The organism is Shewanella sp. SM95, assembly GCF_025653595.1.
Taxonomy (GTDB): domain Bacteria; phylum Pseudomonadota; class Gammaproteobacteria; order Enterobacterales; family Shewanellaceae; genus Shewanella; species Shewanella oncorhynchi.
The window spans coordinates 1-14,407 of the sequence record NZ_JAKKSE010000001.1; the positions used below are offsets into that span (position 1 = coordinate 1).

Sequence of the window (14,407 nt, forward strand, 5' to 3'; positions counted from 1 at the left end):
GGCCTCCATAGCAATAAGGCTACCTTCGGGGAATTGTCTAATTTTATCGAGCAGCTTGTTTCTGTTAACCTTTTTGTTACTCATGACAGAGTTATCCATAAGACAAACACAAACTTGAAAAACATTTTTGGCTAAATCGATACCAATAACTTTAATATCCATGATGGAAACCTCCAGAACTATTTGTCAGCTTTAAGCTTGGCATAATACTGCAAGCTTAGGTGCTGAGGCGTCCATCACATCACTACAGTACCACCGTAATCATTGGTAAACCAATAGGCTAGGCGAAAGCCCTTAAATTCCATACCCGTAATCACTTCGAAATAACCTATATCACTCTCGCCTGAGTAGTTATAACGGTTAAGGGTGATGTCGTAGGTCAGCTCTTCGTTGATCTCACCACCATAGGCGACATAGAAATCGTATTCGATCGCTGGGCCGTTATAACCTGGCTCATCAAAGTCCACGTTACTTGCCCAAGCCCCGACAGAGAAACCCGAATCAAAGCTCCAATCGATACCACCTTGCAGGGCAGGATCGCCAGCGGTTTGTGATACGCCGCGAAAACGATAGTCGTTAGTAAGACTAATTTCCCCAGTCACTTCGGCGGCGACCATGCCGGAGAATAGGGTCGTGGTTAGCGCGAGTCCGACAAGCTGTACCAGCCGTTTTTTTTTCAGATTATTATGCACGGTATTTCTCCCATTTTCTTTGTTGACTCGGACGTGTTACTGGCGACCATGGTTATTCAATCGCGCCAGTGCATCCGTTGGTTTGCCAAACAACAGCCTAGGAAAACCCGTTGCTGTGACCTCATGGCGAGTTATTGCTAAGATAACTTAGCTTTTTTGAGGCTAACATCAGCCTCGTTGATCTCACTTTTGTTCGTAAATGACGTAAACCTTGCGGCAGGGCTCTACGACTTCCCAAGTGCCTTGAAAACCCGCGGGTATGATAAACCTATCACCCACAGTGAACGTCTGCGATTGACCTTGAAGATCGGTGATAACACTCATCCCTTCGAGGATTTCGCAGTACTCGTATTCAGTGTAGTTTATTTTCCAAGCGCCTGATTCACTTTGCCAAATTCCACTGTGAAATTGATCACAAGGGCTAGAATAATGATTCTCTAGCCCTTGAGTTGGATTACCAGCTAACAACTTTTCCGTCGGTAACTGGTAGGTTTCGACGGGTGTTTGCGCCGCAGCAAAGCGAATAATGGCGTTGATACTCACAGTCATTTGCGATTTCCTTGTTGAGCTGACATTCGGCTATTTCATCGTTGGCATCACAAACTCAGCTTGAGTCTGTTTACCTACGGGCCAGCGGGCAGTAATTGCCTTACGTTTGGTATAAAAACGCACGCCATCGGGACCATGCATATGCAGCGGCCCAAACAGTGAACGCTTCCAACCGCCAAAACTGTGGAACGCCATCGGCACCGGGATCGGCACGTTCACTCCAACCATACCGACTTGTACGTGGTGGCAGAAATGCCGCGCCGCTTCACCACTTTGGGTGAAAATCGTCGTGCCATTACCAAATTCGTGTCGGTTAATCAGCTCAAGCGCCGTTGGGTAATCTTTCACGCGCACAATCGCCAGCACTGGGCCAAAGATTTCTTCGCGGTAGATGCTCATTTCAGGCGTGACATGGTCGAATAGACAGGCGCCGAGGAAATAACCCTGTTGATGATCTTCCACCCTCAGTTTACGGCCATCGACCAGCAGCACTGCACCTTCTTGCACACCGGCTTCAACATATTGGGTGACCTTGGCAAGGTGTTGTTTTGAGATCAGCGGACCCATTTCCATCTCTGGTGTTAGGCCGTTGCCAACTTTTAAGGTTTGGATTTGCGGTAGCAGTTTTTCCACTAACGCGTCGCCCACATCGCCTACCGCGAGTACAACTGAAATTGCCATACAACGCTCACCAGCACTGCCGTAAGCGGCACCCATTAAGGCGCTAACGGCTTGATCTAAATCTGCATCTGGCATGAGTAACATATGGTTTTTCGCGCCGCCTAAGGCTTGCACGCGTTTGCCATGTTTAGAGGCTGTGCTGTAGATGTATTCGGCAATCGGAGTTGAGCCTACAAAGCTCACCGCTTGCACATCTTTATGGGTGAGTAAGGTATCGACGGCTTCTTTGTCGCCGTTAATCACGTTAAACACGCCATCGGGAAGCCCCGCTTCTTTAAGCAGCTCGGCAATCCGCATCACCGAGCTTGGGTCTTTTTCCGAGGGTTTCATAATAAAGGTGTTACCGCAGGCAATCGCGATTGGGAACATCCACATGGGAACCATCACGGGGAAGTTAAAGGGCGCTATGCCTGCGACAACACCTAAAGCTTGATTAACTGACCAAGAATCGACGCCGCCACCCACTTGCTGGGTGTGTTCACCTTTAAGCAAGTGCGGAATACCACAGGCAAATTCGACCACTTCGAGACCTCGGATCAACTCGCCCTTAGCATCGTCGATCACTTTTCCGTGCTCGCGGGTGATAAGCTGCGCCATTTCATCTAGGTTCTGCTCAACTAAGGCTTTGAATTTAAACAGCACTCGAGCACGGTTGAGCGGCGTGACTTGCGACCAGGTTTCAAAGGCGGTTTTAGCGATCGCGATGGCTTCGCCGACTTCGGTTTCGCTTGCTAGTGAGACTTGGCCACGTCGTTCACCCGTGGCAGGTTCAAAAATATCTTGGGTTCTGGTACTGGCAGGGGTGTGCTGACCATTAACAAAATGAGTGATCTTGAGCATAGTTAACCTTTGAAGTTCCCCGCCGCAGTGGGGTGTTAAATGTGAGAGTAGAACGAACCGCTGGTGCTATTATCCAACGGCGTTAATGGCATCGCTTAGGCTATTAACCATTTGGTCAATTTCGCGTTTATCGACAATCAGTGGTGGTGACATGGCAATAATGTCACCCGTGGCGCGCACTAAAGTGCCGTGGCGGAAGCAGTGTTCAAACACACCGTAACCCCGTTTACCCGCGCCTTGAGCGTTAGGGGAGAATTGAATCCCCGCCACTAAGCCTGTGTTGCGGATATCAATCACATTCGGCAACCCTTTGAGGCTGTGTACTGCATCTTCAAAGTAGCGTTCAAGCTCAAAACTGTGCTCGAATAATTGCTCATGCTCATAAATTGATAGTGTGGCAAGCGCCGCGGCCGCAGCCACTGGATGACCTGAATAGGTGTAGCCGTGGAAAAACTCAATCAGTTCATTAGGGCCTTGCATGCAAGTGTCGTGAATAAAATCTTGCACAAACACTGCGCCCATAGGGATGGCGCCGTTATTGATGGCTTTAGCCGTGGTGATTATATCTGGGATAACGCCCCAACGCTGACTCGCAAAAGCGGCGCCAACGCGGCCAAAAGCAGTAATAACTTCGTCAAAAATCAGTAGGATGCCGTGCTTTTTAGTGATTTTACGCAGACGTTTTAAGTAACCTTGTGGCGGTAATATTACCCCAGCAGAACCCGACATAGGTTCAACGATTACGGCGGCAATATTCTCGGCGCCATGCAGGGTCACTAGTTGTTCTAATACTTCGGCTTTTTCAGCGCCAAAGTGCGAGAGTCCGCGGGTAAATGCCGCATTTTGGATATCTAAGGTATGAGGTAAGTGATCGACGCCTTGCAATAATTGGCCACTAAATGCTTTGCGGTTATTGCTTAATCCACCGACAGATATACCGCCAAAACCTACACCGTGGTAACCCATTTCTCGGCCGATAAAGCGGGTGCGTGAGGCTTGACCGTTGGCTCTGTGATAGCAAAGTGCCATCTTAAGTGCAGTATCGACGGACTCAGAACCTGAGTTAGTAAAGAAGACCTTGTTCAATCCCTCAGGACTGAGCTCGACTAAGCGCTCGGCAAGTTCAAAGGCAATCGGATGACCCATTTGGAAGGAGGGCGCGTAGTCCATCTCTTTAATTTGTTTGCTGACCGCTTCGCTGATTTCCTTGCGACCATGGCCTGCGTTACAACACCATAAACCTGCGGTAGCATCTAACACTTTATTACCATCAATATCCGTGTAATACATGCCTTCGGCCTTGGCGAGTAACCGCGGACTGGCTTTGAATTGGCGGTTAGCGGTAAAAGGCATCCAGAAATGTTCAAGTGAGGGTACGCTTGAGGAATTGAGCGGCAAATCGGCCATAGTGTCTACCTTGTCCTGTATTTTCAGGTCTTGTTTTAGGGTGGCTAATATTTGCTATGCTATGTTAGAAATAATGAACATGGAAGAGCAGTGTGCAGTTATTTGTGGCAAAAAAGCTATTTTTGTAAAAAATATTGAATTTTATTGCTTAAACAGCGTAACCTGAAGCTCGGATTATGACTGTGGTGATGTTTAGCATTTGCGCTAAAGTCGTCACGGGCCACTATTTTCTTGTCGATGAACGATAAACCACACCTATACGAATTATTAAGAGGTCATCATGAGCACACCGAAGAAACGCAGCGAATGGGAAAGTCTGGCTGCCAGCCTGTCTATTAATGGTAAGGCGTTTATCAATGGCGAATACCAAGATGCCGTTTCGGGTAACACCTTTGATTGTATTAGTCCTATCGATGGCCGCTTGTTGGTAAAAGTGGCGAGTTGCGATCTTGCAGATGCCAATCTTGCGGTTGCTAATGGCCGCAGCGTATTTGAGTCTGGTGTTTGGTCGCAGCAGTCTCCGGTAAAGCGCAAACAAGTGATGATACGTTTTGCCGAGTTACTGGAGGAAAATGCCAATGAACTCGCGCTGTTAGAAACCCTCGACATGGGTAAACCGATTCGTTTCTCCAAGGCTGTGGATGTAGTGGGGGCTGCCCGTGCGATTCGCTGGTCTGGTGAAGCGATTGATAAAATTTACGATGAACTTGCGCCAACGGCTCACAATGAAATTGGCATGATCACCCGTGAGCCTGTGGGGGTTGTGGCCGCGATTGTTCCGTGGAACTTCCCAATGCTGATGGCGTGTTGGAAGCTCGGGCCCGCGCTGGCCACGGGTAATAGTGTGGTGTTAAAACCCTCTGAAAAGTCACCCTTAACGGCTATCCGTATGGCGCAATTGGCTATTGAAGCTGGGATCCCACAAGGCGTACTCAACGTGTTGCCAGGATTTGGTCATACCGTGGGTAAAGCCTTAGCGTTGCATATGGATGTGGATACGCTGGTTTTCACAGGTTCCACCAAAATTGCCAAGCAATTAATGATTTACGCTGGTGAGTCGAACATGAAACGCGTGTGGCTAGAGGCGGGAGGCAAGAGCCCTAATATCGTCTTTAATGACGCGCCAGATCTCAAAGCCGCTGCTGTTGCTGCTGCCGAAGCCATTGCTTTTAACCAAGGTGAAGTTTGCACCGCAGGTTCGCGTTTGCTGGTAGAATCCGGGGTGAAAGATGAGCTTATCACGCTTATTGCTGAGGAGTTAGCCTCATGGCATCCGGGGCATCCACTCGATCCCGCCACTGTGAGCGGCGCCGTTGTCGATAAACAACAGTTAGATACAGTACTCAGTTACATCAAAGCGGGTAAAGACGAAGGTGCAACCTTAGTCCACGGTGGCTGCCAAGTTATGGCCGACACGGGCGGTGTATATGTGCAGCCAACGGTATTTTCTAACGTAAACAATCAGATGAAAATTGCCAGCGAAGAAATCTTTGGCCCTGTGTTATCTGTTATTGAATTTAATGGCATGGAAGAAGCGATATCAATAGCCAACGATACCATCTACGGTTTAGCCGCTGGCGTGTGGACGTCGGATATTAGCAAGGCCCATAAAACCGCTAAAGCCCTTCGCTCTGGCATGGTGTGGATCAACCATTACGATGGCGGTGACATGACTGCACCATTCGGTGGCTATAAACAGTCAGGTAATGGCCGAGATAAATCTCTGCACTCCTTCGACAAATACACAGAACTGAAAGCGACTTGGATCGTGCTATAAGCGAACTGTTTTTATAACCGCTCTTTTTTATCTATATAAGAGAAGGAGCCACTTTCGCTCAATCCTAAAACCTCTTTTCATATTACATGGAAAGAGGTTTTTATTTTTAGGGCGGTTTTGCCCAAAGCAAGACAATTGTATCGTCAGTTGTGCTGCATTTATTGTCATTATTTCCCCAGTGACTCGCCGTCTTTAGATTTAAAAAGAAGAATCCCTATAGGCTCGATGGCGGCATCTACAGTATACGGAAGTGTATATGCCGCGTTCACAGGGATATGAAAAAGCGGCCATGTCGCTAACGGTCACTGTTACAACAATGCCAATCCTCACTGACCCTTTCGCTGTTTGTTTCGCTAAAAAGCTATTGCCCCAAAGTGTGTTTCGTATTTTGAATGCTTTAATCAAAATCAAAGTCGTGGGGCTTCACCCCACACCCGACCAAGGAGGACTGCTCGTCCTATCCTCCTTGGATGCTCCAAGACGCCCCCAACGGAGTTGAAAGCCCCTTGTGCTCATTGCCAAATTTGCTATCGCTTCCGAAGAATGCGTCCCTGCACCTGCGAAAGCTAGTCGGTCATCCATGACCGAACTCACGCAATTTGTCTATTCGCCCTGCGGCAACTCCGAGGGGAGGTGTATTCCTTGGAGTTTTGAGTCGTTAGATAGCGATTCATCAGCAAAAAATAAGCGCGAAGAATGAGAAAGCTAAAACGATATCAAGTGATTACCCATCAAACTGTATAAAAACCGCTACCGCAAAAAAGCAAATTCCTATAGCATCATTTATACCCATTTACATGGATGTGGCAGCAGCCATATTTAAGATTGAGTCAACAAGCTATTTATGCCCTGCAAACAGCGCAGCGCATAAATACTAAGACGTTAGCTGAATTGGAGGCTTCATTGGAATTACCGAATATTGAAGCAGAGTTGAAGAAACTTGACGGTCGAGGTTCGGATGAAGAATATAAGGCCGTAAAGGAATTAAGTAAGCTTGGCGAAAAATTCCCTGAATTATTGCTTCGAAAATATCGTATTTCAAAAAAATGGGGTGAAAGAGCATCCTGCGTTTACCACTCAATTAAATATGCCAAAACAAGCAACGATTCATTTCAACTCGGTATTATAGCAACTCAAGACAGGTCAAAAAATGTAAGGTACAGGGCATGTATGTTATTAGCAGTAGCACAAAAAGAAGAGGCTATTACTGAACTTGAAACACTACTCAAAGATATAGATTCAACAGATGATGCAGCGGCTGCAATAGATGCCATAAAAAACAAAAACCATCACTATTTTGTAGATAGAGATCACTCAGGTATGGTCAAACTTAATGTATAAGCAAACCACAGCTAACAAGGCTATAACTGCTAAGATAACTGCTAAGTAACTGCTAAGACACCCAATCTAAAATGGCATAACAGTTAACCTCCGGCTATGCTTTTGTTAAGCATTAGACAAGGAGGTTTTATGCCGCGCCCTCGCAGAACTCAAATTAGCCTTGAAGACACTCCCTATTACCATTGTTGTAGCCGTGTTGTTCGGCGCGCCTTTTTATGTGGCGATGATACCTACTCGGGGAAAAACTATGACCATCGTCGTGGTTGGGTAGAATCATTACTGTTTGAACTTGAAACGGTTTTTGCGATTGATGTGGCAGCCTTTGCTGTGATGTCAAATCACTTGCATGTAGTGTTGCGGGTAGATATCGACAGTGCAAATCGTTGGAGTGACCGCGAAGTGCTTGAACATTGGCATAAGCTATTTAAAGGCGATGAACTCACACAAAAATTCACCAATGGTGAGTTAGTTGAACCCCATCAAGTGCTCAGACTCAAGCATGCCATTGCAGTTTACCGCAGCCGATTATGTGATATTTCATGGTTTATGCGCTGTCTTAACGAACCGATAGCAAGGCAAGCAAATCAAGAAGATAGCTGTACAGGTCGATTTTGGGAAGGTCGATTTAAGTCACAAGCTCTACTTGATGAAGCCGCAGTGTTAGCCTGTATGGCTTATGTTGATTTAAACCCCATTCGAGCCAAGATGGCCGATACGCCAGAACAATCCGACCATACCAGCATCCAGCTGCGGATTCGGGCCGCATTAAAAGGTGAACAACCTAAAAATTTACAGCCTTTCATTGGCAATGAGTGTGATAACCAACCCAATGGCATTGCCTTTTCATTAACGGATTACCTTCAATTGGTGGAGGATACTGGGCGAATCATTCGCAATGATAAATGTGGCGCCATCAGTGAAATTAGCGCCAAGTTGCTGACAAGATTAAATATCCCCCATGACAACTGGCTCAAACTGACCACGGAGTTTGGTAAGTTATTTCATGGCCCTGTGGGTACGTTGCAAGAACTCACCGATTACTGCGAACACTTAGAAAAGCGACGACGGCATTTTGCGACAAGTTGTCAGCACTTTCACATTAACTGACAGCAATCTTGTGTAATCAATTAAATCGATGCTCCTTAGTAAATTGGGTGGGTTAGTACGGCTTAAACTTGTCATTTTTTAATGAGTTAGCTTGATTTTATTTCCCATCAGTAATCCAGCCACATTTTATCACTCTTATTAATACAACTTTAGTCAATGCGGCTTGAAGGCAAACCGAAAGCACATTATGTTATTGTTTTAAGTTGGGTGGCCGGATTTATTGTTGGTCAATGCGGCTTGAAGGCAAATCGAAAGCACATTATGTTATTGTTTTAACTTGGGTGGCTGGATTTATTGATTTTAACTTGGGTGGCCGGATTTATTTGCCGGATTTATTTGTTTTAACTTGGGTGGCCGGATTTATTGTTCTAGGACAAGTATGAAGAACTTTATTAGCAAAGATCTAGATATTGAAGAGTTCAAAAAAAGATTCGATAACACCAGAGAAAGTTTTATAAACTCTCTAAAAACAGCAAGTAAAGGTTATCGAAATGTAAGGTTTTTCGCTTGTGATGAAAGTGGAGTCCCTATTAAATGGGTATGGGATGATGAAACGTTCACACATAACTGGGAAGAGGGCACTCTTGAAGACGCTATTCAGTTTGCCCGTCACATGATAAATAGTGGAATGTATTTTGCGTTTATGGGTTGTTTGTCTGGTTCCAGTGATCTTGATATTTGGCTGACCACTTTTGAAAACCCCATAAAGAAACCTACATGGCCAAGTGGTAAAGAACCCAAATTTGAGATTATCCATGAAGTGTTAACTCGTTAGGGCTTTGTTTACCGATCTAAATTAGGATACAAAGCCTCGTTATGACTGCATATTTTATCTCAACGTAAGAGCATTCACCTGTAAATACGTGATTTTAACGTGCAACTGCTGTAGCCTCGTGGAAATTTATTGTTTCTTGTTTTGATCTTTTAGGATGCAAGCTTAGAGCTTTGCCATCTAAGGTTGTTGGTTATTTTCCCCGAGACTTTTGCTGAGCCTTTCGCTCGTCAGCAAAGCGTTCACTCATTAGAGAGGGTGTCATGTGAATGCACTTCAAAACCCAATTAGGCAGTTCAATGTCGTCAAACTATTTGTACTGGCATTGCTAAGCTTTTTGGCCGGCTGTTCTTCAATGCAGACGGATGAGAATGGAAACTGGGTGGGATTCACGGAAGCTGGTCAGGCTTCATTTTATGGGGATAAACATCAGAATAAGCAGACGGCCAGCGGTGAACTTTACAAACATAAATTAAAGACAGCAGCGCATAAAAAGTTACCCTTTGGCTCGAGTGTTAAGGTCACCAATGTCGATAATGGCAAAAGTGTGATTGTGAAAATCAATGATAGAGGGCCTTTCGTGCGTGGCCGCATTATTGATCTGTCTAAATCGGCGTTCAGTAGTATAGGCAATACTTCTTCTGGCTTGATTGACGTGAAAATAGAAGTCATTAAATAGCGGCTATTTTGAAAACAGTTGTCTCGAAACGGACTTTTGCGAAAGGGCTATCTCGAACACGGCCATATCGACAGGATCGTTTTGAAAGCGGCATCATTAAAAATGAGCAGTTTGAAAGCACTCTCTTCAAAACACGGCTTCGCCGCAATCTAATGATTGAATGCACTAATAATTGAGCGCATAAAACCGAGTAGGCGCTTTTAAATAAAATCCCAAAGCAGACAATTTGTTAAGCTGATATTTGGGCTTTACGGCATTTGGTGAGAGACTATCGGCAGATTTGGATAACAGTAAAAGGACCAGCTATGGAATACCCACTTGTTAGTACGCAGTGGCTCGAAGCACACCTCACCGATCCCCATTTAGTCTTACTCGATGCCAGTATGGAAACCGTTATTGGTAAAGAACCCTTAGTTTACGATGAGCCTATTTGCATTCCGCGCTCACGTCGATTCGACTTGGAAAATGTGTTTTGCGATAAGACTTCAACCCAAATTCATGCCTTGCCGACGTTTGAGCAGTTCATCCAAGAGATAGCTCAACTTGGGATTGAGGTCGACAGTGTTATTGTTATCTATGATAACCAAGGCATTTATTCATCTCCACGGGCGTGGTGGACCTTTAAAGTCATGGGCTTTAATCGAGTCTATGTGCTTGATGGTGGCTTGCCTCAATGGATTGAAGAAGACCGCATTACCTCATCGCGTTATCAAGCCGAAGGCGTCGATTATGGCCCGACGGATATCGATACTTTGGCGGATGTGTTGCAATACCACCCCGAGCTTGTGATGGATGCTGAGGCAGTGTTATCACGAATTGAAGATGCCGGAACGGCGATTGTCGATGCCCGTGGTGCGCCACGCTTTTTAGGTCAAGTGAGTGAGCCGCGCCCCGGTGTGCGCTCTGGGCATATTCCTTGCTCAGTTAATTTACCCTTCGCTCAAGTGCTCGATGGTAATAAAATCAAAACGGTTAGTGAGCTACAGTCTATTTATCAAGGGCTAGCAGCGGATAAATCCGCACGGATATTCAGCTGTGGTTCTGGGATTACGGCGTGTATTTTGATCTTAGCTTCGGTCGCCGCTGGGCATAAAAATCCCATCCTCTATGACGGTTCATGGGCGGATTGGGGCAGCCGTAACGATCTGCCGATAGAGTGTTAATTGAGTATCACCATTGAAATTAGTGCTGTAGATTAATTAAGTTAGCGTGGTTTTTGTTGAACATCATGTGACTTCTACGTCGTTTGGCGAAATGCCAAGGAGAAACCTTTGATAGCGAGATTGATCGATAAGTTGGTATTTGGATTTATTTTAGTGATTGCCTTACAGTTACCACAACTGGCTGATCATTATCAGCAATTTTTATCAGGCCTTTATGAATCGACTCGATGGCAGGTAGAAGGTTACGAGGCAACGGCTAAGGAATATCATTACGCCGATGTTGATGCCATGATTGCCCGCCACCAGCAAAATGAGGAGCCAAGTGTGCGTGCCGACGCTGAGCAAAAGGTACAGACACTGGCGCTTTATAAAGCGTTAACACAGGGCGTGGCGATTTTTAATTCGGGCAATTTGTTTGAGAAAACTGCCTATATGTTTAACCCTGTTCGCTTTGATTATCTTGAGAAAACCATCAGCAACTTTAAGCCAGGGATACCTTTAACTTCTAGTGGTATTGGCTTTGGTGTGTTGGTGGCTTTAGTCGTGCATTATCTTGGATCTATCCCTTTTATCCTGTGGGCAAGGCGTAACAAGCGACTTAAAACAAGTCCTTAAATCTGTGATACAGCATGCCTGCAGCGAGCATAGGTGAGCGGAATGTTGGGCCGCCGGGGAAAGTGATGTGTTTGATTTTAGCAAACACATCGAAATGTCCCGCCTGTTGGCAAATGGCCTCGGCAAGCAGTTTTGCCGCCATGTGAGTGGCATTCACACCATGTCCCGCATAGGCTTGGGCGTAAAAAATATTATTGGCATCAGGAAGGCGACCAATTTGTGGCATACGGTTAGCACCGATACCTATCATGCCGCCCCATTCATAATCGATACGTACCCCTTTTAATTGCGGGAAAACTTTCTCAAGATTCGGTCTCAGTGCCGCTTCAATATCTTTCGGATCTTTACCCGAATAGGTACAAAGGCCGCCAAACAGCAAACGACGATCTGCCGATAAGTGAAAGTAATCTAGGGCAATTCGCATATCCGCGAAGGCCATGTTTTGCGGGATAATACTCGCGCATTGGGCCTCAGTTAAGGGCTCTGTCGCCAATAAATAACTGCCTGCAGGTAATACTTTTCCCCCTACAAAGCTATTAAGTTTGTGGCCGATATAGGCATTGCCCGCCAGTACTAAGTATTGGCATGTGACTTCGCCCTTAGCGGTAATGACCTTAGGTTTGGCGCCTTGAATGATTTTTTCAGCAGCGCTGTACTCAAACAACCTAGCGCCGAGATTACGGGCGACGCGAGCTTCACCCAGAGCAAGATTCAGCGGGTGTAAATGGCCGCTACCCATATCAACCAGCGCACCTTGATAAAAATCTGAGCCTATGACTTCACCTAATTGTGGCTTAGTTAACAGCTTGATTTCTTGCTGATAACCCATGGCTTTGAGTGCGCTAAATTCTTCTTCAAGCTCATCCATGTGACGAGGTTTAACCGCTAAGTCGCAGTAACCCATTTGCAGATCGCAGTCGATACTGTGTTCTTGTATGCGATTTCGCACTATCTCGACGGCTTCAAAGCCCATCTGTTGAATTGCTTGAACACCTTCAGTGCCGATTTCACTTTGAAATTGTGCAGGGTCATGGCCTATGCCGCGAATGAGTTCGCCGCCATTACGCCCCGATGCGCCCCAGCCAATTCGCCTCGCTTCTAACAGCACAACACTCATACCGCGCTGCGCGAGTTCTATGGCGGTATTGATACCGCTAAAGCCGCCGCCCACGATACAGACATCGGCATTGATATTGCCTTCGAGTTGTGGATGAGCGTAAATTTCTTTAGCAGTATCAACATAATAAGAGTGTGGATACTGTTCACTGTGCACTGGAGGTTTGCTTGCCATTATGGCTCCCAAAAATTGTTTTTATTGTAAATTGGACTTGTCTCAGTATACTCATCACACTTTTAACATGACGCAAAAAAGTGTTCGTTTTATTTAACACGCTTTTTATGTAGAATACAATGAAAGCAGTAAAACACGCGCTTTTTGGGCGAAAATGCGTTCTGGATGGTGTTTATCCTGAACAACCTGTTCGTCATCTATCGGGATTGACCCGAGCCTTTAGGGGGATGTGAAATTTGGATATTGGAGCCAGCCTCAAAACTGTTCGAAAAATGAAAGGCTTATCTCAACGAGAATTAGCCAAACGTGCTGGTGTGACTAACAGTACGATTTCAATGATCGAGAAAAACAGTGTTAGCCCGTCAGTCAGCTCTTTAAAAAAAGTGCTGTCGGGTATCCCGATGTCTTTAGTGGACTTTTTCTCCATTGAAGCCTCAACTGATAGTGAGCAAAAGGTCGTCTATCGATCCAATGAATTACTGAATATTGGTACTGGGCCACTTGAATTTAAACTGATTGGCCGTGATTACCCGAACCGCGCAATGTCAGTGATGAATGAGATTTACCCACCCGGTTCAGATACGGGTGAAGAGATGCTAAAGCACGAAGGTGAAGAGGCCGCTATGGTGATAGAAGGTAAATTCGAACTCACTGTTGGGGATGAAGTGTATATTTTGGAAGCGGGTGACAGTTATTATTTTAACAGTGAATTGCCCCATAGATTCCGCAATCCCTTCGATGAACCTTGTCGCCTAGTGAGTGCGACTACGCCTGCAAACTTCTAATTAAGTCATTAACTTACCCTATTATTCAACATATTAGGCCACTTATTCGCTAAAAGTGAGTGGCGTAATACTGTTATTCAACATTCCTGCGGATTTATACCAATCACATTAAATATCTAATCAGTTCAGAGCCTCACAGGCATTTCAATCCAAGGCGCATTGACGCAGAAATGGTCATTCCCTTTTAAGTCAATGCAACACGGGAGTGGTATGCCTGTGAGGCTCCCGAAGGGCGGCTGATGTTCACTACATGGCAACGCGCTTTATACTACGTTCAAGGCTTTCGACAGAGCACCACTATGCCTTCAAGCCTTCGCCTTGTCTAAAGCGCGTTGAACTCCCGCTGAATGAACAGATATTTAATACGATTGGTATTACCTACTTTTTATCCCTGTCATATTGGTTATGTATCCTCTTCTTTGTGTAAATAATATTGGTTCAAATTTGGTTCGAATACGGTTTAATTTACTCGGTAAAAAGTGAGCTTTATGCTGGTGTAATCGCTGGTTTATATACATGAATTAGCGAGAAATGGGGTAAATATATATTTAACTACATGTTATTTATGCTTATTAAGGATAAGTGGATTAAATAACCTTTAACAAGTGTTTAACCTCTTGCCTAGTGCTAAATTTCGGTGTACTGTGTGAAAAAATGAACATTTAAAGGCAAAGTGTTCGTTATGCTAGTAAAATCAATTCTAAAGGT

12 protein-coding genes and 2 pseudogenes are annotated in these 14,407 nt (G+C 45.4%); 8 read left to right on the forward strand and 6 right to left on the reverse strand.

Features of this window, described 5'->3' with window-relative positions; all coding sequences use genetic code 11:
- The 5 genes and pseudogenes from L5M29_RS00005 to L5M29_RS00025 all read right to left on the reverse strand — a co-directional run.
- Window positions 1-162 (reverse strand): annotated as a pseudogene (locus tag L5M29_RS00005) (IS110 family transposase); the annotation flags it as partial.
- Window positions 163-248: 86 nt separating this feature from the next.
- Window positions 249-692 (reverse strand): annotated as a pseudogene (locus L5M29_RS00010) (TorF family putative porin); the annotation flags it as partial.
- 183 nt (window positions 693-875) lie between these two features.
- Entirely contained in the window at window positions 876-1,241 is a 366-nt protein-coding gene (locus L5M29_RS00015) for a cupin domain-containing protein (protein WP_263165567.1), read from the reverse strand.
- Between the two features lie 30 nt (window positions 1,242-1,271).
- Window positions 1,272-2,762 carry a CoA-acylating methylmalonate-semialdehyde dehydrogenase gene (locus tag L5M29_RS00020; RefSeq protein WP_263165569.1) on the reverse strand — a complete coding sequence of 497 codons (1,491 nt, stop codon included), beginning with the start codon at window positions 2,760-2,762 and terminating at the stop codon, window positions 1,272-1,274.
- A gap of 69 nt (window positions 2,763-2,831) precedes the next feature.
- Window positions 2,832-4,169, reverse strand: coding sequence for an aspartate aminotransferase family protein (locus tag L5M29_RS00025; protein WP_263165571.1), 1,338 nt, complete (start codon window positions 4,167-4,169; stop codon window positions 2,832-2,834).
- A gap of 280 nt (window positions 4,170-4,449) precedes the next feature.
- On the opposite strand from L5M29_RS00025, the gene L5M29_RS00030 reads away from it, so the two are divergent.
- The 7 genes from L5M29_RS00030 to L5M29_RS00060 all read left to right on the forward strand — a co-directional run bounded on the left by L5M29_RS00030 (window position 4,450) and on the right by L5M29_RS00060 (window position 11,623).
- On the forward strand, window positions 4,450-5,946 hold the full coding sequence (locus tag L5M29_RS00030; protein WP_263165572.1) for an aldehyde dehydrogenase: 1,497 nt from the start codon (window positions 4,450-4,452) through the stop codon (window positions 5,944-5,946).
- Window positions 5,947-6,771: 825 nt separating this feature from the next.
- Window positions 6,772-7,287 (forward strand): hypothetical protein, encoded by a 516-nt coding sequence (locus L5M29_RS00035; protein ID WP_263165575.1) that lies wholly within the window; start codon window positions 6,772-6,774, stop codon window positions 7,285-7,287.
- A gap of 129 nt (window positions 7,288-7,416) precedes the next feature.
- Window positions 7,417-8,394 carry a transposase gene (locus L5M29_RS00040; RefSeq protein ID WP_263165577.1) on the forward strand — a complete coding sequence of 326 codons (978 nt, stop codon included), beginning with the start codon at window positions 7,417-7,419 and terminating at the stop codon, window positions 8,392-8,394.
- 379 nt (window positions 8,395-8,773) lie between these two features.
- Window positions 8,774-9,169, forward strand: coding sequence for a hypothetical protein (locus L5M29_RS00045; protein WP_105249914.1), 396 nt, complete (start codon window positions 8,774-8,776; stop codon window positions 9,167-9,169).
- 262 nt (window positions 9,170-9,431) lie between these two features.
- Window positions 9,432-9,845 carry a septal ring lytic transglycosylase RlpA family protein gene (locus L5M29_RS00050; protein ID WP_198573928.1) on the forward strand — a complete coding sequence of 138 codons (414 nt, stop codon included), beginning with the start codon at window positions 9,432-9,434 and terminating at the stop codon, window positions 9,843-9,845.
- A gap of 305 nt (window positions 9,846-10,150) precedes the next feature.
- Entirely contained in the window at window positions 10,151-11,008 is an 858-nt protein-coding gene (locus L5M29_RS00055) for a sulfurtransferase (protein WP_263165579.1), read from the forward strand.
- Window positions 11,009-11,116: 108 nt separating this feature from the next.
- Window positions 11,117-11,623, forward strand: a complete 507-nt coding sequence (locus tag L5M29_RS00060; RefSeq protein ID WP_263165582.1) for a DUF2937 family protein — start codon at window positions 11,117-11,119, stop codon at window positions 11,621-11,623.
- On the opposite strand, the gene L5M29_RS00065 is transcribed toward L5M29_RS00060, so the two are convergent.
- Complete coding sequence (locus L5M29_RS00065) at window positions 11,607-12,914, reverse strand: NAD(P)/FAD-dependent oxidoreductase (RefSeq protein ID WP_113941285.1); 1,308 nt, start codon at window positions 12,912-12,914, stop codon at window positions 11,607-11,609. The two genes, L5M29_RS00060 and L5M29_RS00065, sit on opposite strands and share 17 nt — an antisense overlap.
- Before the next feature lie 236 nt (window positions 12,915-13,150).
- Here L5M29_RS00065 and L5M29_RS00070 point away from each other — a divergent pair, with 236 nt between their 5' ends.
- Window positions 13,151-13,699, forward strand: a complete 549-nt coding sequence (locus L5M29_RS00070) for a cupin domain-containing protein (protein ID WP_028760885.1) — start codon at window positions 13,151-13,153, stop codon at window positions 13,697-13,699.
- The last annotated feature ends 708 nt before the right edge of the window (window positions 13,700-14,407 follow it).